We start from the raw sequence: 20638 nt of genomic DNA on the forward strand, positions 1-20638 counted from the left end.
CGGACAGCGTTCAGCAGAGTCAGCAGCCCAGGAGTCGCACCATGTATGAACTCAGCGGCGTCACCAAGCAGTACCGCAGAGGCAAGGACACCGTCGACGCGCTCGCCGGGGTCGACCTGACCATCGGGGAAGGGGACCGGCTCGTCATCAAGGGCCCCACCGGCGGCGGCAAATCCACCCTCCTCCAGATGCTCGGCGGCCTCGACCGCCCCACCGCCGGCAGCGTCATGCTCGACGGCACCGACCTCGCCCGGCTCGGCGAGGCGAAACTCACCGCCGTACGCGGCCGGACCATCGGCTTCGTCTTCCAGAGCTTCAACCTCATCCCCACCCTGTCCGCGCAGGAGAACGTCGAGACGGCGCTCGTCCCGCTCGGTACGAAGGCCAAGGAGCGCCGCGAGCGGGCGGCCGAGGCCCTGCGCTCGGTCGGCCTGGGGGAGCGCCTCCACCATGTGCCCTCCGAGATGTCCGGTGGTCAGCAGCAGCGCGTGGCCATCGCGCGGGCGCTGGTCAAACAGCCCAAGGTGCTGCTCGCCGACGAACCCACGGGCAATCTCGACGAGTCCATGCGCGACGAGATCATGGATCTGCTCGAAGGGCTCTGGAAGGAGCACGGGCTGACGTTCGTCATGGTCACCCACGACAGCGCCATCGCCCGCCGCGCGACCCGCCTGGCCACCATCAAGCGCGGGAAGCTCACGATCACCGAACGCCCGGAGTAGCCCGCATCCGACTCGCCGTTCCTGGGGCCTAGGTTGGGATCAGGGATCCCGGGAACGGCGAGAGGTGGGCGCATGGCGCGGGCCGGGCTGACGGCGCAGCGGGTGACGGTCGCGGGCGCCGAGCTTGCGGACGAGGTCGGGCTCGACCGGATCTCCATGTCGCGGGTGGCTCGGCGGCTCGGCGTCAAGGACGCGAGCCTTTACGCGCATGTCCGCGGTCTGGAGGATCTGCGCGGCCGGATCGCGCTGCTGGCGGCGGACGAGAAGAGCATCCGTGTCGCGGAAGCCACCGCCGGGCGGGCGGGCAAGGACGCGCTGGTCGCGTACGCCGACGCCTGGCGGGAGTACGCCCACAAGCACCCGGGCCGCTACACCGCGACCCAGGCCGCGATCCGGATCGACCCGGAGCTGGCGGCGAAGGCGACCGGACCCCGGCGGGCGGTCGAGCTGGCTTACGGCATGCTGCGCGGCTACGGGCTGGCCGAGCCCGACCTCACCGACGCGGTGCGCTTGCTGCGCAGCACGTTCCACGGGTTCGTCGCCCTGGAGGCGGCGGGCGGGTTCGCGCACGCGCGTGCGACGCAGGACTCCTGGGTCCGCGCCCTCGACGCCCTGCACACTCTCCTTGTTCACTGGCCCCCGTCCAGTGAACAAGAAGCGGGCTCCTGACCCCACGACGACGCCCGGCCCGCCCTTCCTTCGACGTTCATCCCGATTCCCCCTCCGTGATGGCGGCGGGCGTCCCGACCACCCGCATACCCCTATGGGGTATGTGTGGAAGGGGCGTGCGGCCGGACGTCTCGTGCACGGGGCGGGCGTGTCAGGCCGGGGCGGGCGGCGTCCGACCGTACGCTGAGCCGGTTCGCGGCCCCTCCCCGCCGCGCTCTCCCGTCACTGCCGCTTCGCCTGTTCTCCCTGCTCACCCCGCGTCCCCCACGCCGGCCCCGGAGGCGTTCTTGCCGTCCCGCTCACCTTTGCCGAGTCTGTTCACCCGGATTCCGCTGGCCGGGAACTACCCGGCGGCTGTCACTCTGGCGCTGCTCGCGCTGAGCCCGTATCTGATCCTCACCACCGCCACCGCCCTGATGGAGCCGCAGATCATGCGGGACATCGGCGCCACGCCGTACGAACTCCAGCTCACCAGCGGCATGTCGAACGCGGGGTACGCCTTCGGTGCCGTCGCCTGCGCCGACCTCGTGCAGCGGCTGGCGCGGCGTCTGGTCTATCTCGTCTGCGAATGCGGATTCGTACTGGCCACGGTGCTGGCCCTCAGCGCGCAGAACCTCGGCATGTTCTCCACCGGAGTCGTGTTCCAAGGGCTGTTCACCGGGATGCTGCTGGTCGCGGCGCTCCCGCCGCTGATCATCGGACACCCCATCGAGAGGCTCCGGACGACCGCCGTCGTCGTCAGTCTCGGGCTCTTCGGCATGGTGGCCTTCGGGCCGCTGGTGGGCGGGATCGTCGGCTCGTTCGGCGGCTGGCGGCCACTGTTCGCGGGCATCGGCACCCTGGCGCTGATCGGACTGATCGTCGGCTCGCTGACCTTCGAGCGCAACGAGCCGCCGGACCGCCGCGCGAGGTTCGACTGGACCGCCATCCCGCTCGCGCTCGGCACCACGGCGCTGCCGTTCTTCGGCGTCTCGTGGCTCACGCGCGGCGAGTTCAGCGACCCCGAGTTCTACGTACCGGTCATCGTCGGACTGGCCTGCGGGGTCTTTCTGGTGGGCGGGCAGTACCGGAAGGCCCACCCGCTGATGCCGGTGCGGCCCATCAGTAACACCCTGCCCGTCGTCGGCACGCTCAACGCGATGCTCGTCGGGGCGAGCTTCACCACCCTGCTGGAGCTGATCGAGGTCTATCTGACCAGGGAGGGAGCCTTCTCCCCGGTACGGATCGGGGCGCTCGTCACACCCCAGATCCTCGGCGTCCTCGTCGCCTCTCTGCTGTTCCGCCGGCTGATGTCGACCCGCTGGACGCCGGTGCTGGCCCTGTGCGGCACCGTCAGCTTGGCCATCGGCGGCGCCATCCTGCTGGCCGCCGACACGTCGAACTCGGCCGTGACCATCCCCTTCGCCTCGTTCTTCCTCGGCTTCGGCGCGGGCGCGGGCGTGACGCCGGGACTCTTCCTGGCCGGCTTCTCCGTCCCCTCCATCCAGATCGGCCCGACCTTCGCACTGGTGGAGCTGCTGCGCTCGGAGGCGGCGTTCCTGATCGGCCCCGTTCTGCTGCACTTCGCGCTCATCGAGGGGCTCGCCGACGGGTTCCGGCAGTCGGTGGGGATCACGCTGGGGATCACCGTGTTCGGCGCGGTGAGCCTGGTGACCCTCTACCTCCTCGGCGGCGCGCGGCCGGAGGCGCCGGACCTGGTGTCCTGGCACGCCGGTACGTCGACGGGCTACCACTCCCCGGCGCTGCTGGCCAGGCTCCGCAAGGCCTGACGGCGGCCGGCCGACGAGGGCCGATGAGACAGCTGCTGCGGCAGTACCGCGTGGTCGACATCGCCCGCAAGGTCGTCGGCGTGGGCAGCGTGGGCACGCGCTGCTGGATCCTGCTCCTGCTGGGCAAGGACGACACGGATCCGCTGATTCTCCAGGCGAAGGAGGCGGACCACTCCGTACTGGCCGAGCACGCCGGGGAGAGTGGGTACAGCAACCAGGGACGGCGCGTCGTCGCGGGCCAGCGGCTCATGCAGGCGGTGGGCGACGTCTTCCTGGGATGGGACCGCGTACGCGGGCTGGACGGCCGCCAACGTGACTTCTACGTACGGCAGTTGTACGACTGGAAAGGCATCCTGGTCCCTCAGGACATGGTCCCGAACGGCATGCGGGTCTTCGCCGAACTCTGCGGCGCGACGCTCGCCCGCGCCCACGCCCGCTCGGGCGACCGGATCGCGATCGCGGCGTACTTGGGCGGCGGCCCGGTCTTCGACAACGCGCTGGCCGGCTTCGCCGAGAGCTACGCCGACCAGAACGAGCGTGACCACGCGGCCCTGGTGTCCGCGGTGAAGGCAGGACGGGTCACGGCCGAGGCGGCGTAGCGGTACGCCTACGACGATCTGCGGGGAACGCGAGAAATGGCTGATCAAGCTCGACTCCGGGGCAGCCTGTCCCGTCGCCGCGGCGGCTGTTACGGTGGATCGCAGCGAAGGGGAGTAGTCCCGAGAACCGCTGGTCGACACACTGGACACCTCAGGGCGTCCCGGCCACCGGGCCACCGCGTCTCACGCGGGGCGGACGAGACCTTCGACCAAGGCATGATTCGGCCCGCGCTCCTGTGCGGGTCGCCCGTCGTGCCGGGTCGAGTGGTTCTTCCCGTCGCCCTCTGGGTGCCGTACGAGCTCCGGCCCGGCCCCAGCAGAAAGCAAGGGAATGACTTTCGACCCCCTGGCGATCATCACCGCCTTCGGGCTCATCTTCCTCGCGGAGCTCCCCGACAAGACCATGTTCGCCTCACTGGCCATGGGCACCCGGATGCGGCCGCTGTACGTCTGGTTCGGCACCTCCACCGCGTTCATCGTGCACGTCGCCATCGCCGTGGGCGCCGGCAGCCTGCTGGGTCTGCTCCCGGAGATCGCCGTCAAGCTGGTCTCCGCCGCTCTGTTCGCGTTCGGCGCCGTCGTTCTGCTGCGCAGCGGTGGCGACGACGACGAGGACGGCGCGGGCAGGACCGTCACCGGCTTCTGGCCCGTCTGCACCACCGCCTTCATGGCCGTCTTCATCAGCGAGTGGGGCGACCTCACCCAGATCACCACCGCCAACCTGGCCGCGAGCAACGGCTGGCTGCCCACCGCGATCGGATCGGCACTCGCGCTGATGTCGGTCTCCGCGCTCGCCCTGCTGGCGGGCCGCTTCATCGCCCGGCGTGTACCGCTGAAGACCGTTCAGCGCATCGGCGCCCTGTGTATGACCGGGCTCGCGATCTGGACGCTCGTCGAGGCGTTCACCCTCTGAGCTCACCCTCTGAGCTCACCCTCTGACGCGCCGGGGCGGCGGGCGCGATACGTGTCCGGCCACCGGAGCGACATGGGGCCCGTCCCGGGCGTAGCGGGTGGCTGGTGCGGGGTGCCCGTGAAAGGGTGATCCTCTTCGCGTCGCCGCTCACAACTCATCATCTGGAAAAGGGGATCCGAATGAAAATCACCGTGAACGAGGACCTGTGCTGTGGCGCCGGCCAGTGCGTCGTGCTCGCGCCGGAGGTGTTCGACCAGCGTGACGAGGACGCGATCGTCATGCTGCTGGCGGCCGAGCCCGGGGAGCAGCTGCACGCGGCTGTTCGTGAGGCCGCGTCCGGCTGCCCTTCGGCCGCCATCACCGTGGTCGACAACTCGTAGACGTACCGCCCGTGTGAGAGGCGGAGTCGTAGCGGGTGGCACTCCGACGGAGACCGCCCCGCGCCACGGCTCCGCCTCCACACCGCGTTCAGGAAGCCGCCGTGGCCGGCAGATCGGGGCGCGTCGGCGGGTGACCGGCGGCTGGCCGCGACGTCAGCACCATGGTGAAGCCGCCGCCCGGGGTGCTTGCGGGGGAGTCGCGGAACAGGCCGACCGTGATGGGGACGGGGATCGTGCCGACGACGACGGCCGTCGGCACGATGAACGCGCGCGCCGAGTCCACGATCCCACGCGGGTCGACCGCGTAGAGCCGCGTCCTCACGCGTTTCTTGATGCCGGGCCGTCAGGAGGCTGTATGGGTTCCCGGTGGCCCGCATCAGCGATACGTCAACGAGTCCGCCGCCCGCCGCCGGCCTTCCTAACCTCTGCTGCATGAAACGTCCTGATGCACGATTTCCGGCCACGCCGGGGCGTGACACCGGCGGTGCCGGGCCCTTCAAGGACTCCGGGTGCGACGAGAACTGGGCCGGTGAGCGCCGGTTCGCGATCCGCTGCTCCGCCCTGCTGCTCGCCCTGTTCCTGGTGGTCGACGGCGGCTCGGGCCACCTCACCGTCCTGCGCGCCGTTTTCTGGACCGCGCTCGCGGTCCTGCTGTTCGTCGTACTCCTGCCGGCACGCGTCAGCGCCGGAGGGGACTGGATCGCCTCGCGCGGCCTGCTGCGCGAGCGGACCGTCCGCACCGACCGGCTTGTCTCGGTCCGCTGGTCCGACGGCGTTTCCCAGCGGCTGATCCTGCGGGACCTGGACGGCGACAGCGTCGAGGTGGACCCGCGGGTGCTCGTCCCCAACCCGCGGCTGTGGCACCTGCTGGACGGGGGCGCCCGCACCTCCCTGGGCCGGGGAACGCTGCTGTACGGGGCCACGGAGATGGGGCAACTGGCACAGCGGATCGAGCTCGACGCGGCCAGGACCGTCTTCAAGGTCTCCGGCCTGATCTGACCTGGCCCGGGGCCCCTGACCGGCAGGGTCCCGGCATTAGAGTGAACGGGTGACTTCCCTGCCGGAGAACCGGCCGCCACGGATCAGTGAAGACGACCGCGACACGGCCGTGCGGCGCCTTCAGGAGGCGTACGCCGAAGGCCACATCTCGCACGAGGAGATGGACGGGCTCCTCAACCAGGCACTCACCGCCCAGACGCACGACGTGCTCGTCCAGGCTCTGTCCTCCCTCCCGGCGGAGCAGCCGGCCACCACGTCCACGATCGCCGTCCACGCCGGACGGATCCAGCGGCGCGGGCCGTGGCGGGTACCCCGGACCCTCAAGGTCGAGTCCGCCTTCGGCAAGGTGCACCTGGATCTGTCCCGGGCGGTCATCGAGCATCCGGTGATCGACATCGAGCTTCAACTCGGCACCGGCAGGGCCAGGATCACGGTGCCTCGCGACGCGATCGTCGAGTTCGAGAACCTGGGCGCGGGCTGGAAGGACACGCGTTACAAGCCTTCGCGCTACTCCGGCCCCGGCGGACCGACGATCCGGATCTCCGGAACCATGGGCTTCGGCCGCCTGAGGATCCGCCACGCACGCCGCTGAGCGGAGCGGGGCGCGGTGGCTCCGGCTCACCCGAATGGCGTGATGGAGATGTGCGGAGCACAGTGGATAGGGGGTACGGCCGCCCCGGGAAATCTCCGGCGGCTGTGAAGTCGCTCGCGACATCGCTCCCTGTCGCAGGAAGATGAGTCGGTCATGGCAGTCAAGGAAGCCACGTCAACAACAGCAATGTCGAACGGTCACCGCCACCACGGTGATGTCAAGGGAACGACGACGATCGCGGACTCGGTCGTCGCCTCCATAGCCGGTATCGCCACCCGTGACGCGTCCGGGGTCTACGCGATGGGCGGCAGTATGACCCGGACCCTGGGAGCCGCGCGGGACAGGATGGTCCGTTCCGACGACGTGACGCGCGGTGTGCAGGTCGAGGTGGGTGAGAAGCAGGCCGCGGTGGATGTGGACGTCGTGGTGGAGTACGGCTATCCGATCACCAGGACCACCGAGGAGATCCGGTCGGGTATCGCCGACGCGGTCGAGACCATGACCGGCCTGGAGGTCGCCGAGGTGAACATCGACGTCCTCGACGTACACCTGCCGGACTCGGACGACGGAGGCGGCGAATCGCCCCGCGCACGGTGAGCGAGAGCTTCCCGCCTCAACCGGAATCGCGGGGGAGCAGCGAACCGAGCGGGCCGAGGTCCAGATTCAGGTCCTCCATCGTGAGGTCGTAACGCTCACAGAGTTCCGCCATGCGGTCTTGGAGGATCATCAGCGTCATTCCGACGCGCTCCTCCTGGTCCTCGCGGAGATCGCCCTGGTCCACCCTGTGCAGCGCGGTGCGCTCCATCAGCTGGCGAAGCAGTTCGACAATGGTGAGAACGAGCTTGATCAGATCGCGCTCCACCGTGTCCGGGTCTGTTTCCAGGCGTTGGGCGATCCCGCTCCTGGGGCGTGGCTCGTCCGGCCCCGTCGGTACGAGATCGAAGGCGCGGGCCGCCGCTTGCGCCACGTCCCTGAACTTGGCGTCGTCGTCAGCCATGGTGTGCTCCTCGTACGGCGGGATGTCCGGGCCGCGCACCGGGCCGCTCACCACGGCGCCGGTTCGTCGGGCGTGATGGAGCGGATGACGGCCCTCAGATTGATGTGCACCAGATCCACGTCGGCGACGGACAGCACGAGATCGCCAGTGAGGACCGCGCCGCCGTTGAGGAGACGGTCGAGCAGATCGATGAGCGCCACCTGTCGTCCCGCGAGGGATTCGATGGAATCGTCGCCGGAGCCGCCGGAGCCGCCGGAGCCGCCGGAAGCCACTGCCGGTGTCCCGGCTGTCCCGGCGAATCCGACGCTCGGCAGTGCGCTGCTCAGCTCGCCGTTCACCTGAGACCGCCGTCCGTGCGTTCCCCGCCCGCCGCCCCCGGCGGTGTCGCGAAGGAGTACGGCGCCCAGGGACCGGTGATCTCGACCCGTACGCCCGGCGTCCCCTCGCCGAGCCCCGCGAGCGCGGCACGGAAGCCGGCGACGTGTGCTGCCGGCACCAGATACGCCTCGTTGGCGATGTTCTCGCCGGCCCCCTGGGCGAGATCCCCCTGCTGGGGGCGGTGCGACACGCGGCCGGCGACGAGGCCCGCCACCCGTTCGGGGATCTCCGCGGCGAGCGCTCCGGCAGCGGCGTAGGAGTCCCGGTGGCTGCGCCGCTGTGCGCGGCGCTGCCGCAGATACGCCCGCCCCGGGCTCATCGCGGGCTCCTGCTCCGGTTCGGCCGTCACGACGGCCTCGCGCGGGTCCGCGTAGACCTTCACACCGAGTTCGACATGGTCTTCGAGCCGGGAGAGAAGTTCACGGAACTCCTCGTCCCGCTCGACCAGCATCGCCATCACGCGTGCGTCGTCCAGATACACGGTCGCGAGCCGCATGGGCAGGACCGTCGTGCTCTCGTAGGCGGCCTCGACCACCGCGTGGTGCGTGCGGGCCAGCACTTCGAGCTGTGTCAGATCCTCCATCTGCTCCTTCAGGCCGTCGGCGCTGAAGGAGTCGTACGGAACCGACGAGACCAGCGCGACGAGCCCGCCGGCACGCACCGTCCGCAGTGGGCCGTCGCCGACGCCGGTGCGACCGGGGAGTGCCCCGTCGAGGGGTGTTCCCGCGCGGCCGACCGCGTAGACGTACACCATCGCGGACGTCTTGGCGTCCGGGATCATCGCCCGCCCTCGCTTTCCGCAGCGTGTTCCTTACGTGCGCCACCGGCCCCGGCACCCGCCCGCAACTCCGCGATCTCGGCCCGCAACCGCTCGTTCTCCAGCGCCAGCCGATCCGCCGGCGGATCGAGGGCGTCGCCGCCGGCCGACGCGTTCCGCGAGCCGTTCACCTGCTGTGCGGGGCGGGCCCGGGAGGAGAGCGAGGGATCGTGCTCCCACCAGTCGATGCCCATCTCCTTGGCCTTGTCCACCGACGCGACCAGCAGTCGCAGCTTGATCGTCAGCAGTTCGATGTCGAGCAGATTGATCTGGATATCGCCCGCGATGACAATGCCCTTGTCCAGAACGCGCTCAAGGATGTCGGCGAGATTGGCGGACGACCCTTGCGAGCCGGGGCCGTACGGGGACGCTCCCGACGAGGTCCCCATACGACCGGCCAGTGAATCGGACACGTGGAATCAGCCCTGTCTGTGCAGTCGGCGGCTCGGGTCAGCGACGCGCCGAGACGGTACGGCGCCGGGAACGCCGGGCCGGCTCCTCTTCCTCTTCTTCCTCCTCGACCTCGTCGAGGGGCTCCTCGTCGTGACCGTCCTCCGCGCGAGGCTCGTCGGCGGGAGCTTCTTCGTCGTACTCGTCCCGCTCGTCCTCGGGCAGCTCTTCGTCCTCGGCGTACTCGGCGTCGGCGTCGGCCTCGGGGTCTTCCTCCGGGGAGCGGTCGTCCTCCGTCTCCTCGGAGGCCGTGGGCTCCTCCTCGGTCTCGGCGGACTCCTCCTCGGCGCGGGCCTCTTCCTCCTCGACCGCCTCGTCGTGCTCCAGCACGACCTCGCCGTCGCGGATCTCGCCGCGCCAGCCGTCGGTGGCCTCGCCGCGCATCATGATGAACTTGCGGTAGAGCTTGAGGTCGAGCCGGGCGCGGCGGCCCTGGGCGCGCCAGATGTTGCCGGTCTTCTCGAACAGCCCCTTGGGGAAGTATTCGAGAACCAGCAGCACGCGCGTCAGGTTGTCCGTGATGGCGTGGAACGTCACCACACCCTTCACCGTGCCCTTGGCGCCTTCGGTGGTCCAGGTGATCCGCTCGTCCGGCACCTGCTCGGTGACGTTCGCCTTCCAACTGCGCGTGGACTTGGCGACCTTCACCTTCCAGTTGCTGCTCGTGTCGTCCGCCTTCTCGACGCTGACGACACCCTTGGCGAAGGTGCTGAACTCCTGGAACTGGGTCCACTGGTCGTACGCCTCGCGTACGGGCACGCCGACGTCGATGTCCTCGGTGATGGTGACGCTCTTCGACTTGCCGCCACCGCCCTTGCGTCCCTTGCCGAACAGACCCTTCACCTTCTCCTTGATGGTGTCCTTCAGATGCGACGTCCCCGCGGCCATGGCTGCCTGCGCCGGTGACTTGGCCTCGCCGAGAGCCTGACCGCCCTTGGCGAGGCTCTTCACGGCCCCGCCCGGACCGTCCTTGCCGTCGGCCAGCTTGCCGACACCCTCACCGAGCCGCTGCCCGAGGCTGGTGACGGCGTGCTGGGCGCGCGCCCGGAGGTAGTTCTGCAGCTCTTCCCTGAGACGGTCGGTGGCGGGGTTCTTCGCCACGTCGTCCTTGAGCCTGCCGAAAGCGGTGTCGGTCATTTGCGGCCACCCCGCTCATCGCGGCCGGCGGACGAGGCGGTCTTGCGCGCCCCGGAGGCCGTCTTCTTGCGGGCGCCGCCCGAGGCGGTCCGGCGGGCGCCGGACGTGGCCTTGGCCGCGGACCGGCCGGCCGACTGGGCGGGCGCCTTCGCCGCGGGCTTACGGCGCGGAGCCGGCTTCTCGTCCGGCCCCTCGTCCGGCTTCTCGTCCGGTTCCGAGTCGCGCGAGTTGTCCGCCTGCTCGCGGTCCTCGGGCTCGTCGTCCTCACGTTCCCGGGCAGGTTCTTCCCTGTCTTCTTCCTTGCCGTCGAGTTCGAGAGTCCGCCGGTGCAGCGAGTCGGCGAGGCCCGAGGCCCGTTGGGTCAGGGCGTTGGTGGCCGCCGTCTTCGTGGCACCCACCAGTTCCTTGCGGACCTGGTCGTTCAGGGAGCCGAGAACCGGGGAGTTGCCCACCAGCTTGCCGAGCTGCCTCGGGTCGAAGCTCAACTTCTTGCCGGCCAGGAACATTCCGAAGCCGATCGCCATCTTGGCTTTCTTCGTACGTCCCAACAGGTATCCGCCCACGAGGGCGACACCTATCTTCGCATTGCCTGTCATCTCTGGTACACCTCAATCTCCCGTGATCAGGAGTTGTTCCGTAGTCGCTTCTGGTAGGACTCGCACTCTTCGAGCCGGTCAAGCAGTTCGTCCTCGCGCCGGTCGAATTCCTCTTCGTCGATGGAACCGCTCAGCAGTTCCTTCTCCAGCGCGGCCAGTTGCCCGCGTACGGGCTCAGGATCGTAATGCTCACGCTCGGCTGCGAGGACCACCTGATCAAGTACCCACGCCGTGCCCCGAACCGGGGCGAGCGGAAAGGTGAGGATGTTCGTAATGAGACCCATCGCGACTCCTCCGGTCGGTGTCGGTGTCGGCTGTCCGGCGTACCTGGTGGGGTCAGACGAAGCTGTAGGGCGGCAACGGACCGTTGAGTGTGAACTCGTAGTCGTCGCCCCGTCGTTCGGCCTCCTCGTACACCGCCTGCGAGAATTCCGCGGCCTCGTCGCGTTTCACGAGGAAGGAGATGTTGAGGAAGTGCGCCTTGGTGGGCTCGCCCGCGGACACGCGCTCCGCTTCGGCGGTCAGCGCGGCGGTGATCTCGTTCCCCACCGTGCCCTGCCGCACCTGGATCTCTTGTGAGACGAGTTCACCGAGAGCCATTTTCTCTTTCTGGGCCCCGGGATTCTGCCGGGTGAATTCACTGAGTCGCCGTACGTCCTGCGACGCGGCGAGTATTTCCCGCAGCAGGCTCTCCTCGGGGCGTGAGACCTTCAGGTTGTACTCCAGCCGTCCGTCGAGCTCGCCGAGGCGGGCGGTGTAGCTCTCCCGCTCCTGCTCCAGGGCGGCCAGCACCTGTTCGTCGTCGGGACCGACGAGGCCGAACCGCATCGGCAGGGCGGCCCCCTCGGCCATCAGCCGCTCCAGCACGCTCTGATGGGCGACCAGGTCGCGCCGCTTGGCCCGCAGGTACGGCGGCGTGTCGCTGACGACGGCGCCGAGGTCCCCGGTCCTGACGGTCCGCAGGTCCGACGGCGGGTCTCCGACACCGCTCAGGCCCTCCAGCCGCATCGGGTGATCGGCCCCGGTGATGGCGTAGATGTACGTGGGCATCGGCTACTCCTCCCGGCGCTGCGCGGTACGGCGGCTGCTGCTGGACGCGGTGGACTTACGGGCCGGGCGGCGCTCCTTGTCCTTCTCCTCGGAGTCCTCGTCGGCGCTGTCGCGTCCGCTCTTGAAGGAGTCGCTGAAGGCTTCGACCGCGCCCGTCAGCGCTCCTTTCGACTTGCCTTTGGCGCCGCTCTCCACCGTGTCCCCGACGATGTCGGTGAGCTGCGTGGGAGCCTTGCGGCCCGATTCGAGGTCCAGGCGGTTGCACGCCTCCGCGAATCGGAGATAGGTGTCGACACTGGCGACGACGACCCGGACGTCGATCTTGAGTATCTCGATTCCGACGATGGACACGCGGACGAAGGCATCGATGACGAGCCCCCTGTCGAGAATGAGCTCAAGGACGTCGTAGAGGTTCCCGGATCCACTTCCGCCTGTGCTGTTCGTGGCATTGCTCTGCTGTACGAGACTCATGGTCGGCCTTCCTTCCGATGAGTTGTGTCACACGGTCCGGAACGAATACGAAAGGGCGGCGGACTCAGTGGTCGACCTGCCCCCGCGAGTACCGGCGAATTCGTTCGTAGCCCAGGAGTTGGCCTTGACCGTCGAGGGAAACACGGTAGGAAGCCATCACACTCGTGGTGTCCGGGATCTTCTCGATCTCGACCACCTCCACGTCGGCGGTCCAGCCGTCGTCCGTCGCCTTCAGCGCGGAAACGGAACTGGGCTCGCACTGGAGCAACTCCGCAAGCTGACCGGCGGCCCTTCGCATGGCCGTGGCGACGTCGATACGCCCCTGGCCGCGTTCGGCGCTCTTGCCGTTCTTGCTGTCGGTGCTGTCAGTCGTCGCCATGTTCTCCGCCCGTCGTGGGTCGTCCGGGACTTCCTGTCGGAGTCGTCGGTCAGCCATTCATCCGTGGCTTCAACTGCGAGTGCCCGTGGGATCCGAACGTATGCATGACGCGAAATGCCCCGGCCCCGAAGGACCCCGCCCGACACTCCACCTGGCGGCGACACCGGGCCTTCGACCACGGGCGCGGGGGCCGACTCCATGAGGATCACGGACTCGCGACGCGCTCGGGCAGTTGACCGAGCGCATCGGCGTCCCGAGGCTCACGCCCGCCGCCACACCGTCCCTCGCCGCTCGTACTCCAGTACCGTCTCCACCCGCTGCGCCGAGTTCCGCGCCCACGAACCGCTCCACCAGCCAGAGCGCGACGTCCAGTCCGGAGGTGATGCCACCGCCGGTGATCAGGTCGCCGTCGTCGACCACGCGTGCGTTGATCACCGTCGCGCCTTGGGCGGCCAGATCCGCCTTCGCCCCCGCGTGCGTGGTGGCATTGCGCCCCTTGGCCAGCCCTGCGGCAGACAGCACCATGACGCCGGTACAGATCCCCACCGGGAGCGCTTCCGAGGCGGCCAGCCGGCGCAGGAATCCCCGGTCGGCGATGACGTGGTTCACGCCCGGCCCGTCCTTGGCCGTGTACCCGCCGACCTCCCTGGATTCATCTCTGCACAAGGTGTCGGGAGAAATCCGCGTCCAGTTCCCGGACGTGTCCGCGTTGTCGGTGTGACCGCCACTCCAGTCGTTCAACTCCCCCGATAAGTTCCCGGAGATAGTGATGTTTTTTCGAATGCCCGTGAAATGCGGAGTCCGGATCGCTGTCTTCCGTGGTGGGGAAATCATCGTTACTCTCCACCGCAGGAAGCGTGGTACAGACCAACGTTGCCGCGGGCTTTTCACCATCGGTGTCCCGTGGCACGCCGTACGGGAACCGGAGTTGAGTGATGGCGAAGTCCTCGGGGGCGGTGACGCCTTCTTCGCGTCAGGGGAAGGAGCGTGCCCGTTTCGACTGGGCCGGTCTGCGCGCCGATCTGCGAGGTGCGGTGCCGGACGCCTCACTGGCCCTGGTGGTCACGGTGTTGATCTACTGGCTGCTCTACGTCCGTGCGGAGAACGGGACATCGGCGACCGTCAAGCTCATGCCGGCGATGGCGGACGCGGGCGAGTACTGGATGTACTGGATGTGCCAGGCGTTCGGCTGGTCAGCGATGCTGTGGGCCTACGGGACCGTGATATTCGGGCTGATGCGCTCCGGTCCGAGACCCCGCTGGGACCGGCTGCCGGCGGCCCGGCTGGAGAAGTGGCACCGCACCACGAGCCTGACCACCATCGGTCTGATGTTCATGCACGCGCTCTTCTTCTTCACCGACCAGATCAAGACCAACCAGGATCAGTGGTCGCTCGGACGCAGTGTGTGGACCGCGTTCGTCGACGTCTTCGTCCCCGGCGGATACGCCACCGGCACCGGCCGTGTCGCCATCCTGATCGGCCTGCTGGCCATGTACCTGGCCATCCCGCTGGGTCTCGCCTTCTACTTGCGGCACCGGACCGGTTCGCGCATGTGGCTGGCCCTGCACCGCTTCGTCATCGTGGTCTACGTCCTCAGCGCCTGGCACACGCTGCTGTACAGCAGCCAGGCGTGGTTCGACGGCCCCTTCCGCACCATGGTGTGGGCCTTGCAGATCCCGATCGCCGTCCTGCTCCTGGTCCGTCTGATGGCACCGGCCCGTCCGGGCGAACGCCTGCGACTGCGCGGCCCCCGGCGCCGTGACGTCGCGTTGCCGATCAGTGCGCGGCTGCTCGGCAGGATCGTTGTGGTGGCCACGATCCTGGGGCTCGTGGCGGTCGTCGTCACCGGCGTGGACGGCGGCCGCTCGCCCAAGGACGGCGCTCTTGTGCCGTGGCCGCACAAGTGGGTGATCTGGGCGGGCCTGGTGCTGTTCACGCTGGCCGTCGTCGCCGTTGTTCTCAGGCTCCGGCCCCGAGCCGCCGGTCCGGCAAAGCCCGCGGCCCCCGCGCCCGCGCCCGCGGAGGAGCGCGCGACCGACTCGGCCGACCGGGTCTGACGCCACGCAGGCGTTTTCCGCCGGACGCATGGTGGATTCGGAGAATCGGGACCGAAGGCTCCCTTATTTCCAGGGAAACCGAAGAATCCTTGGCGCGACGCTCACGAAGCACCGAAAAGGGGTTCCCGAAGAATTACCACTGGGATCCGTCAGCTCCTTCGCCATTCCGCCCCCAAGGGCTGTCCCGTAATCCCCGGCGGGCGCACGACGACAGCTACGGCCGACTTCCGGCGCGCCCGTCCGAACCCGCCGGGAACTCGATGAGCGTCGCCGACGACTTCTCAGGCAGGGGGCGGGCTGTTCGAAGGAGGGAGGCGGCAGTGCGTGGACGCGAAGACGCCAGGTGTTGGGCCGGCCGCCGATGACCACGTCGACACCACCCTCCGCGAGCACCCGACGGCGGGGCTTCCCTGCGCTCCAGGCGTGGCGCGTCCTCACCGGCGCACAACTCGCGCTGCTGGTGGGCGGGTTGCTCATCAATATCGGCACCTTCGCCGTCTACCCGTACCTTGCCGTTCTGCTGCGTGAGCGGCTGGGCGTCGGGATCGCGCAGGTCGGCGTCATTCTCGGCGCGGCCACGCTGGTGCAGTTCGCCGGCGCACCGTTCACCGCCGCGTTCGCCGAGCGGATCGGTCTGAAACGGTGCCTGGTGCTCGCCACCTGCCTGTACACCCTGGGGGCGCTGACATACCTGGGCGGGATGGGTGAGCCCGCGCTGATGGTGGTGGCCCTCTTCCTCAGCTGCGGCGCGGGTGCGCTCTACTCGCCCGCGTACCGCGCCTATTTGGTGCAGTCGGCGACAGCCGAGCAGCGCCCGCAGGTGGTATCCGCGGGCAACGCCGCCAGCAACCTCGGCATCGCACTCGGGCCGGTGGCCGGGGCACTGTTCCTCCGTGAACCCGCCCTGCTGTTCACTCTCAGCACGGCCCTCTACTCGGTGCTGCTGGCCGGCCACTTTCTCCTGTGCCCCGAGCGTCCGGCCGAGGGCGGGCAGCCGGCCGTGGAGCCCTTCCGGCGGGTGCTGCGCGGCCTGGCCCGCGTGCCTTTCGCGGTGACGGCACTCACTCATTATCTCTACATGCAGTTCTACCAATACCTGTCCGTATACGCGGAGGGGCGGCTGGCCACTGCCCTGTACGGCACGATCATGATGGGCTACTCGTTCGGCCTGGTGGTGGTCCAGCCGCTGGCGGCACGATGGGTCGGCCGGACGCGCCACTCGATGGCGATGGCGATCGGCTTCTCCTTCATGGCGGTTGGCATGGCCGCGTTCGCCACCGGTCGTCCCGCCGGTGTGGCGGCCGGTGCCGCCGCGATGAGCGTCGGCACCGGTGTGCTGTTCCTGAAGAACGAACTGGAGGCGCTGGCGCTGTCGAAACGCTCCGCCGCGGTGACGTTCGGCCAGCAGCGACTGGCGGTCGGCGTGGGCGCGTTGCTCAGTGGTGTGGTCGGCGGCACCGTGTACGGGCTGTTCGAACGGGCGGAGCTGCTTGCGGGGTTCTGGCTGGCCGTCGCCGCGCAGTGCGTCCTGCTGCCACCGCTGGTGTTCGTGGCCGCGCGTCGGCTGAGCGGCAACGAGTCCGGGTTGAGCACCGCGGCGTAAAGCCGGGGCGTCGCAGTGCTCGGCGACGCCCCGGTCCGCCGGACGATCAGGAGGCCGGCGTCGCGGGCTTCTCGTAGACGGTCACGTAGTTGCCCTCGCCGCTGAACTTCTCACCACGCCAGCCGCCCCACCGGCCGCTGGATTCCAGGCCCGCCAGACGGGCCATCAGGTCGAGTTCGCTGGGCCAGGCGTAGCGCATGAACGCGGGCGCCAGCCGGATTCCGCCGTTCGTGATCAGTACGTGGTGGCCTTCGAAGCGCTGCTCGACGGGGTCATGACGGACCGCCGTAAGCCGTACGTGGTCGAGACCCACCTGGTGTGCCTCCACGCGCTGTTCGCGGTCGTACCGTGCCACGTCCGGCATCGGGCATTCGAGGACGAACCGGCCGCCGGGAAGCAGCCGACGGGCCACGTTGGCGAAGCAGCGCACCTGCTCCTCCTGGGTCATCAGGAAGAAGAACGTGGAGAACACGACGAACACCATCGCGAACTGGTCGTCGGTGCCCGGGTCGACGTCCGCCATGTCGCCGATGACCACCGGGATACGGTTCCCACCCGGCTTGGCGCGCATGCGTGCCACCATCGCCTCGGAGGCGTCGACTCCTCGCAGGTCGACGCCCTCCGCGGCCAACGGGATCGTCACCCGGCCGGTACCCACCGCCAGTTCGAGGACCGGTCCCGGGGGACCCTCCTTGATCAGTTCTGCGAGGAACCTCACCGCTTCCGTGGGGTCGATGTCGTGCCACTCGTCGTACACGTCGGCGTTCAGCTCGCCATAGGTCTCCGGCCCGTGCTTCTCCATGAAGAATCCTCCTGGAAGGTCGAGTCGCCGTCGAGCACGGCCGGGAGCCCGTGCCGTATGACGAGGGTCCACTCAACACGTCGGGCGACCGGTGGGGAGAGTTCCCCAATCCGACCGATTCGGGAACGTCCTGGCGTCGTCCTTTGAACGACTCGCACCGTGTCAGTTGATTCCGGGCCGAGCGGAGTGAAGGAACACCGATCGCGGAGGTGATACGGATCCTCACCGGCCAGGAGGCCGGGTCCGAAATCACGAAGTTGAATGATCACCTCCGGTGGGCCCGTAACTGGGCCCTGAGGCCCTGCGTCTGGGCCCTGTCTCGTCCTTAGTCTTTCTTTTGCTCGGGAAACGGGTGACGGCTTGGGCGAGGAGTCCGGATGAACGGCACGGAGTGCGTACCGAGGTCGCGTCGGGCTCGCGACAGGGGCCAGGGCGGTGTCGAGTACGTCGCGCTGATCGGCGTTGTCGCGGCGGTCGTCGCGGGGATCGTGGCGCTGACCGTCCCGGCCGACACGGCGGTGGGCCTCCAGGACGCGGTGTGCCGGGTCGTCAACGCGGGTGACGGCGGCGAGGGTTGCGACTCCAGTGGCGGGAGCGGGGACGACGGCGGAGGGGGAGGCGGCGGGGACGGCGACGACGGCGGGATACCCGGCGACCCGTTCCAGCCCGCGAAGTGCCTGCTCTCCCAGGAGCAGACCAAGACGACGGTCGTGATCCAAATCCTGTTCATCAAGATCAGCGGCTCGGAACAGCTCAAGGTCCAGCAGTGGTCGGACGGCACGGTGACCCTGGAGCGCGTGACGGACAGCAGTGTCGGTGTCACGGCCAGCGTCTCGGCCGGCATTCCGGGGCTGAAGGACTGGGGCGGCAGCGCCTCGCTGAACGGCACTTACAGCAAGGGCAAGGGCCAGGGTGGGCAGTGGGTGTTCGCGAGCAACAAGAGTGACGACCCGCAGGCCGACCTCGCCGCGAACCTCGCCGACGCCGAGGAGTTCGCCGCGGCGCTCAAGCAATCGGACACGTGCGACGCGATGATCGGCTCACCCGTCTCGCCGATCAGCCAGGTCGGCTGCAAGAACAGCGCCGTGTCGCAGATGCAGTCGGCCAACCCCGAGCGGATGCCGGACGTCGACATCACCAAGACCACCACCGACGCGTCGGGCGGTCTGAGCTTCGGCAAGTCCTTCAAGAAGGGCGCCGGCGGCAAGGACGAGAACGGCAAGTCCAAGGACCTCGGCAGTGTTTCGGCCGACGGGCTCACCGGCTCGATGACCGAGGACGTCGTGGTCATGCGGACCAACACCGGCCCGGACGCGGGGAAGATCACCTTCGTCTACACCTTCAGCGTCGACGGCAAGAGCGGTCAGGGCGCGCAGGGGAAGGCGACCCGGATGCAGCAGGTCGCCGTCACGTACGACGCGGCCACCTACGACCAGGAGCAGAAGGACGGCAAGGAACACCGCCCGGAGAAGCTGGTGATCACCACCAGCGAGGAGAACGGCGAGGGCGGCGGCGTACAGGTCGGAGCGGGCGCCAATGTCCCCGGTACGCCCGTGACCATCGACGTCGGCGGCGGTGGCGGCACCATCGAGTCGCAGATCCACACGGAGTCGGCGGAGCTGGTCCTGGACAACGACACGGACAGCAAGCTGGTCGAGGACTGGCTGCGCGGCCGCGGCGACTTCCCCGCCGGCGACGCCCTGCCCACGCCGTCGGAGGCGGCGGAGGTACCGGGCGGTGACGCGGGCCCGCTGGAGCGGCTGCTGCACGACAAGGGCAAGCTGTCCCGCCTGGACTACAAGGCCAACACCGACTGGTGGAACGCCTCACTGGGGATCGGGTTCGGTATCTCGGCCGGTCAGGTGACGATGGGGTTCAAGCTGTTCGGCATCGATATCACGCACGAGGAGAAGAACCAGACCATCACCGGGGATCCGACGTACGCGACGGGGCCGAAGAACGGTGGGGCGCGGCCGTGGGTGGAGTGGAAGAACTGCACGCGGACCAGTCCGATCGTCTAATGGGCGTAACCAGGGGCGGGTACAACCCATGACTGGTGTCGTGGGGGGGCATGGCGAATGCGCCGCGCATCTCAACCGGAGCGGAGCCGCCCGCCTTCGGTGACCCGAACGGCAGGGCGGTCGTACGGCCCCTGCCCCCGCGTGTGACGCGGGCCGGGGACCCGGGCGTGGGAGACGTACCGTCCCACGCCCGGATCCCCGGTCGTCGTGCGTCGTGCGGCGGTGCGGCGGTTGTCGTTACGGGACGAGCCTGAGCAGCTTGTTCGGGGAGCCGGTCCCGACGCCCGTACCGCCGCCAGGATCGCCGCGGTGGTGATCGCCACGGCGGCCCGCCGCGTGGTGTCGCGTACTGCTGCCATCGAGAGGGTCCTCCTCGAACGGTGGCGCGCTTGATGGTCACGCGCCGGGGTGGTTACGGCGTACGGAGTCGTAGGCCGCACCACGACGATGGCCTCAAGCGTTCGGGCGGAACAAGCTTTCCCGGATGATGTCATGACCGCGACACAGGTTTGACACTCCGTCAGTCTCCTGTCACACAGAGGCAATACGCCCGTGGCGCGATCTTCGAGATTCGCCGCCACGCCACCCGGGCCGACTGCCCCCGGCCACTTCTTGGCGGGGGTGCCGGTGTTGATCAGACGGCCGGCGAGGCTTTCGCCGTTGATGGACAGCCGCTGGGTCTCCCGGTGGAGGTTTCATCCCCCGTCTCGGCCACGGCGACCTCGGCCACGCCGTACGGGCCGGTGCGGCTGCGGTTGACGGCGACACCCGGTCGCTCTCCTGCTCAACGCCCCGCCGCGCAGAAGGAACCGGCGGAGAACGTCGGCGGGGAGGGGGAGAGATCAGCGCTTGCTGGCAACGCCCCAGTTCACGAGGGGTTGCAGGGCGGCCATCAGCTTCTTGCCGTCGGTGGACAGGGTGTAAACGGCGTGTGCGGGGGTGGTGGGCACGACAGTGCGGACGATGAGCCCTTGAGCCTCCAGCTCCTTGAGGCGCTGGGAGAGCAGGCGGTCCGAGAGTCCGTCGACGGAAGCGACGATCTGACCGAAGCGCTCCGCGCCGCGGGACACGGCGAGCAGGATCGCTCCGCTCCAGCGGCGGCCGACCAGTTCGACGGCTGTCTGGAAGCTCCGGCACTCCTGTTCGTCGAGGATCGAGGGGAGGTGGTGGGCGCCATGACCGGGGACGTTCTCTTTCATGCTTACGTATAGTAAGTACCTAATCCCTTGTTTGCAAG

Annotated in this window: 26 protein-coding genes and 1 pseudogene; 12 read left to right on the forward strand and 15 right to left on the reverse strand. The window is 68.9% G+C overall.

Translation table 11 applies throughout. The features are described 5' to 3' along the window. Positions 1-41: 41 nt before the first annotated feature. From ACIBBB_RS00205 to ACIBBB_RS00230, 6 genes and pseudogenes are all read left to right on the forward strand, one after another. Positions 42-722 (forward strand): ABC transporter ATP-binding protein, encoded by a 681-nt coding sequence (locus tag ACIBBB_RS00205; RefSeq protein ID WP_398977117.1) that lies wholly within the window; start codon positions 42-44, stop codon positions 720-722. A gap of 72 nt (positions 723-794) precedes the next feature. Continuing rightward, the gene (locus ACIBBB_RS00210) at positions 795-1391 is read left to right on the forward strand and encodes a TetR/AcrR family transcriptional regulator (RefSeq protein ID WP_398977119.1); all 597 of its coding nucleotides are present in this window, start codon (positions 795-797) and stop codon (positions 1389-1391) included. A gap of 305 nt (positions 1392-1696) precedes the next feature. After that, on the forward strand, positions 1697-3160 hold the full coding sequence (locus ACIBBB_RS00215; RefSeq protein ID WP_398977121.1) for an MFS transporter: 1464 nt from the start codon (positions 1697-1699) through the stop codon (positions 3158-3160). 26 nt (positions 3161-3186) lie between these two features. Continuing rightward, positions 3187-3759: pseudogene (locus ACIBBB_RS00220) on the forward strand (DUF2252 family protein); the annotation flags it as partial. A 331-nt stretch (positions 3760-4090) separates the two neighbouring features. Further along, complete coding sequence (locus ACIBBB_RS00225; protein ID WP_398977123.1) at positions 4091-4672, forward strand: TMEM165/GDT1 family protein; 582 nt, start codon at positions 4091-4093, stop codon at positions 4670-4672. Positions 4673-4851: 179 nt separating this feature from the next. Further along, entirely contained in the window at positions 4852-5052 is a 201-nt protein-coding gene (locus ACIBBB_RS00230) for a ferredoxin (RefSeq protein ID WP_398977125.1), read from the forward strand. Positions 5053-5140: 88 nt separating this feature from the next. On the opposite strand, the gene ACIBBB_RS00235 is transcribed toward ACIBBB_RS00230, so the two are convergent. After that, positions 5141-5374, reverse strand: a complete 234-nt coding sequence (locus ACIBBB_RS00235) for a hypothetical protein (RefSeq protein ID WP_398977127.1) — start codon at positions 5372-5374, stop codon at positions 5141-5143. 110 nt (positions 5375-5484) lie between these two features. Between ACIBBB_RS00235 and ACIBBB_RS00240 the strand changes: the two genes are divergently transcribed. The 3 genes from ACIBBB_RS00240 to ACIBBB_RS00250 all read left to right on the forward strand — a co-directional run bounded on the left by ACIBBB_RS00240 (position 5485) and on the right by ACIBBB_RS00250 (position 7240). Next, positions 5485-6051 carry a hypothetical protein gene (locus ACIBBB_RS00240; protein ID WP_398977129.1) on the forward strand — a complete coding sequence of 189 codons (567 nt, stop codon included), beginning with the start codon at positions 5485-5487 and terminating at the stop codon, positions 6049-6051. A 49-nt stretch (positions 6052-6100) separates the two neighbouring features. Then, complete coding sequence (locus ACIBBB_RS00245) at positions 6101-6643, forward strand: DUF1707 domain-containing protein (protein ID WP_398977131.1); 543 nt, start codon at positions 6101-6103, stop codon at positions 6641-6643. A gap of 153 nt (positions 6644-6796) precedes the next feature. Then, on the forward strand, positions 6797-7240 hold the full coding sequence (locus ACIBBB_RS00250; protein ID WP_398977133.1) for an Asp23/Gls24 family envelope stress response protein: 444 nt from the start codon (positions 6797-6799) through the stop codon (positions 7238-7240). 16 nt (positions 7241-7256) lie between these two features. On the opposite strand, the gene ACIBBB_RS00255 is transcribed toward ACIBBB_RS00250, so the two are convergent. The 11 genes from ACIBBB_RS00255 to ACIBBB_RS00305 all read right to left on the reverse strand — a co-directional run bounded on the left by ACIBBB_RS00255 (position 7257) and on the right by ACIBBB_RS00305 (position 13527). Then, positions 7257-7640, reverse strand: a complete 384-nt coding sequence (locus tag ACIBBB_RS00255) for a gas vesicle protein K (protein ID WP_398977135.1) — start codon at positions 7638-7640, stop codon at positions 7257-7259. A gap of 47 nt (positions 7641-7687) precedes the next feature. Further along, positions 7688-7978 carry a gas vesicle protein gene (locus tag ACIBBB_RS00260; RefSeq protein WP_398977137.1) on the reverse strand — a complete coding sequence of 97 codons (291 nt, stop codon included), beginning with the start codon at positions 7976-7978 and terminating at the stop codon, positions 7688-7690. After that, positions 7975-8799, reverse strand: coding sequence for a GvpL/GvpF family gas vesicle protein (locus ACIBBB_RS00265; protein ID WP_398977139.1), 825 nt, complete (start codon positions 8797-8799; stop codon positions 7975-7977). Before ACIBBB_RS00265 ends, ACIBBB_RS00260 begins: the two co-directional genes overlap by 4 nt. Beyond that, entirely contained in the window at positions 8796-9248 is a 453-nt protein-coding gene (locus ACIBBB_RS00270) for a gas vesicle protein (protein WP_398977141.1), read from the reverse strand. Before ACIBBB_RS00270 ends, ACIBBB_RS00265 begins: the two co-directional genes overlap by 4 nt. Before the next feature lie 37 nt (positions 9249-9285). Continuing rightward, entirely contained in the window at positions 9286-10422 is a 1137-nt protein-coding gene (locus ACIBBB_RS00275) for an SRPBCC family protein (protein ID WP_398977143.1), read from the reverse strand. Next, positions 10419-11018: a hypothetical protein gene (locus ACIBBB_RS00280; RefSeq protein ID WP_398977145.1), complete on the reverse strand. Its 600-nt coding sequence runs from the start codon at positions 11016-11018 to the stop codon at positions 10419-10421. The genes ACIBBB_RS00275 and ACIBBB_RS00280 overlap by 4 nt, the downstream gene beginning before the upstream one ends. A gap of 26 nt (positions 11019-11044) precedes the next feature. Next, on the reverse strand, positions 11045-11302 hold the full coding sequence (locus ACIBBB_RS00285) for a gas vesicle protein GvpG (protein ID WP_189106506.1): 258 nt from the start codon (positions 11300-11302) through the stop codon (positions 11045-11047). A 52-nt stretch (positions 11303-11354) separates the two neighbouring features. Beyond that, on the reverse strand, positions 11355-12068 hold the full coding sequence (locus tag ACIBBB_RS00290; RefSeq protein ID WP_398977147.1) for a GvpL/GvpF family gas vesicle protein: 714 nt from the start codon (positions 12066-12068) through the stop codon (positions 11355-11357). Between the two features lie 3 nt (positions 12069-12071). Beyond that, positions 12072-12539 (reverse strand): gas vesicle structural protein GvpA, encoded by a 468-nt coding sequence (locus ACIBBB_RS00295; protein WP_398977149.1) that lies wholly within the window; start codon positions 12537-12539, stop codon positions 12072-12074. Between the two features lie 64 nt (positions 12540-12603). After that, positions 12604-12918 (reverse strand): gas vesicle protein, encoded by a 315-nt coding sequence (locus ACIBBB_RS00300; protein WP_398977151.1) that lies wholly within the window; start codon positions 12916-12918, stop codon positions 12604-12606. Between the two features lie 69 nt (positions 12919-12987). Beyond that, on the reverse strand, positions 12988-13527 hold the full coding sequence (locus tag ACIBBB_RS00305; protein ID WP_398977153.1) for a DJ-1/PfpI family protein: 540 nt from the start codon (positions 13525-13527) through the stop codon (positions 12988-12990). Between the two features lie 326 nt (positions 13528-13853). On the opposite strand from ACIBBB_RS00305, the gene ACIBBB_RS00310 reads away from it, so the two are divergent. Both ACIBBB_RS00310 and ACIBBB_RS00315 read left to right on the forward strand, forming a co-directional pair. After that, positions 13854-14975, forward strand: a complete 1122-nt coding sequence (locus tag ACIBBB_RS00310) for a ferric reductase-like transmembrane domain-containing protein (RefSeq protein WP_398977155.1) — start codon at positions 13854-13856, stop codon at positions 14973-14975. Between the two features lie 361 nt (positions 14976-15336). Beyond that, the gene (locus ACIBBB_RS00315; protein WP_398977157.1) at positions 15337-16578 is read left to right on the forward strand and encodes an MFS transporter; all 1242 of its coding nucleotides are present in this window, start codon (positions 15337-15339) and stop codon (positions 16576-16578) included. A 46-nt stretch (positions 16579-16624) separates the two neighbouring features. Here ACIBBB_RS00315 and ACIBBB_RS00320 read toward each other — a convergent pair whose 3' ends face one another. Beyond that, the gene (locus ACIBBB_RS00320; protein WP_398977159.1) at positions 16625-17380 is read right to left on the reverse strand and encodes a class I SAM-dependent DNA methyltransferase; all 756 of its coding nucleotides are present in this window, start codon (positions 17378-17380) and stop codon (positions 16625-16627) included. A gap of 377 nt (positions 17381-17757) precedes the next feature. On the opposite strand from ACIBBB_RS00320, the gene ACIBBB_RS00325 reads away from it, so the two are divergent. Further along, positions 17758-19401, forward strand: coding sequence for a hypothetical protein (locus ACIBBB_RS00325; RefSeq protein WP_398977161.1), 1644 nt, complete (start codon positions 17758-17760; stop codon positions 19399-19401). Positions 19402-19472: 71 nt separating this feature from the next. Here ACIBBB_RS00325 and ACIBBB_RS00330 read toward each other — a convergent pair whose 3' ends face one another. Beyond that, positions 19473-19760, reverse strand: a complete 288-nt coding sequence (locus tag ACIBBB_RS00330) for a hypothetical protein (RefSeq protein WP_398977163.1) — start codon at positions 19758-19760, stop codon at positions 19473-19475. A 483-nt stretch (positions 19761-20243) separates the two neighbouring features. Further along, complete coding sequence (locus ACIBBB_RS00335; RefSeq protein ID WP_398977165.1) at positions 20244-20600, reverse strand: winged helix-turn-helix transcriptional regulator; 357 nt, start codon at positions 20598-20600, stop codon at positions 20244-20246. Positions 20601-20638 lie beyond the last annotated feature (38 nt).

Origin of the sequence: Streptomyces sp. NPDC051217 (assembly GCF_044455465.1) — a bacterium.
Classification (GTDB): domain Bacteria; phylum Actinomycetota; class Actinomycetes; order Streptomycetales; family Streptomycetaceae; genus Streptomyces.

Bases quoted from the DNA above. Each gene is read 5' to 3' on its own strand.
- ACIBBB_RS00320 (WP_398977159.1), bottom strand. From the start codon at position 17,380: ATGGAGAAGCACGGGCCGGAGACCTATGGCGAGCTGAACGCCGACGTG.
- ACIBBB_RS00280 (WP_398977145.1), bottom strand. From the start codon at position 11,018: ATGACAGGCAATGCGAAGATAGGTGTCGCCCTCGTGGGCGGATACCTG.
- ACIBBB_RS00300 (WP_398977151.1), bottom strand. From the start codon at position 12,918: ATGGCGACGACTGACAGCACCGACAGCAAGAACGGCAAGAGCGCCGAA.
- ACIBBB_RS00265 (WP_398977139.1), bottom strand. From the start codon at position 8,799: ATGATCCCGGACGCCAAGACGTCCGCGATGGTGTACGTCTACGCGGTC.
- ACIBBB_RS00325 (WP_398977161.1), top strand. From the start codon at position 17,758: ATGAACGGCACGGAGTGCGTACCGAGGTCGCGTCGGGCTCGCGACAGG.
- ACIBBB_RS00295 (WP_398977149.1), bottom strand. From the start codon at position 12,539: ATGAGTCTCGTACAGCAGAGCAATGCCACGAACAGCACAGGCGGAAGT.
- ACIBBB_RS00205 (WP_398977117.1), top strand. From the start codon at position 42: ATGTATGAACTCAGCGGCGTCACCAAGCAGTACCGCAGAGGCAAGGAC.
- ACIBBB_RS00310 (WP_398977155.1), top strand. From the start codon at position 13,854: ATGGCGAAGTCCTCGGGGGCGGTGACGCCTTCTTCGCGTCAGGGGAAG.
- ACIBBB_RS00330 (WP_398977163.1), bottom strand. From the start codon at position 19,760: ATGGCAGCAGTACGCGACACCACGCGGCGGGCCGCCGTGGCGATCACC.
- ACIBBB_RS00230 (WP_398977125.1), top strand. From the start codon at position 4,852: ATGAAAATCACCGTGAACGAGGACCTGTGCTGTGGCGCCGGCCAGTGC.
- ACIBBB_RS00255 (WP_398977135.1), bottom strand. From the start codon at position 7,640: ATGGCTGACGACGACGCCAAGTTCAGGGACGTGGCGCAAGCGGCGGCC.
- ACIBBB_RS00290 (WP_398977147.1), bottom strand. From the start codon at position 12,068: ATGCCCACGTACATCTACGCCATCACCGGGGCCGATCACCCGATGCGG.
- ACIBBB_RS00315 (WP_398977157.1), top strand. From the start codon at position 15,337: ATGACCACGTCGACACCACCCTCCGCGAGCACCCGACGGCGGGGCTTC.
- ACIBBB_RS00210 (WP_398977119.1), top strand. From the start codon at position 795: ATGGCGCGGGCCGGGCTGACGGCGCAGCGGGTGACGGTCGCGGGCGCC.
- ACIBBB_RS00285 (WP_189106506.1), bottom strand. From the start codon at position 11,302: ATGGGTCTCATTACGAACATCCTCACCTTTCCGCTCGCCCCGGTTCGG.
- ACIBBB_RS00275 (WP_398977143.1), bottom strand. From the start codon at position 10,422: ATGACCGACACCGCTTTCGGCAGGCTCAAGGACGACGTGGCGAAGAAC.
- ACIBBB_RS00240 (WP_398977129.1), top strand. From the start codon at position 5,485: ATGAAACGTCCTGATGCACGATTTCCGGCCACGCCGGGGCGTGACACC.
- ACIBBB_RS00335 (WP_398977165.1), bottom strand. From the start codon at position 20,600: ATGAAAGAGAACGTCCCCGGTCATGGCGCCCACCACCTCCCCTCGATC.
- ACIBBB_RS00225 (WP_398977123.1), top strand. From the start codon at position 4,091: ATGACTTTCGACCCCCTGGCGATCATCACCGCCTTCGGGCTCATCTTC.
- ACIBBB_RS00250 (WP_398977133.1), top strand. From the start codon at position 6,797: ATGGCAGTCAAGGAAGCCACGTCAACAACAGCAATGTCGAACGGTCAC.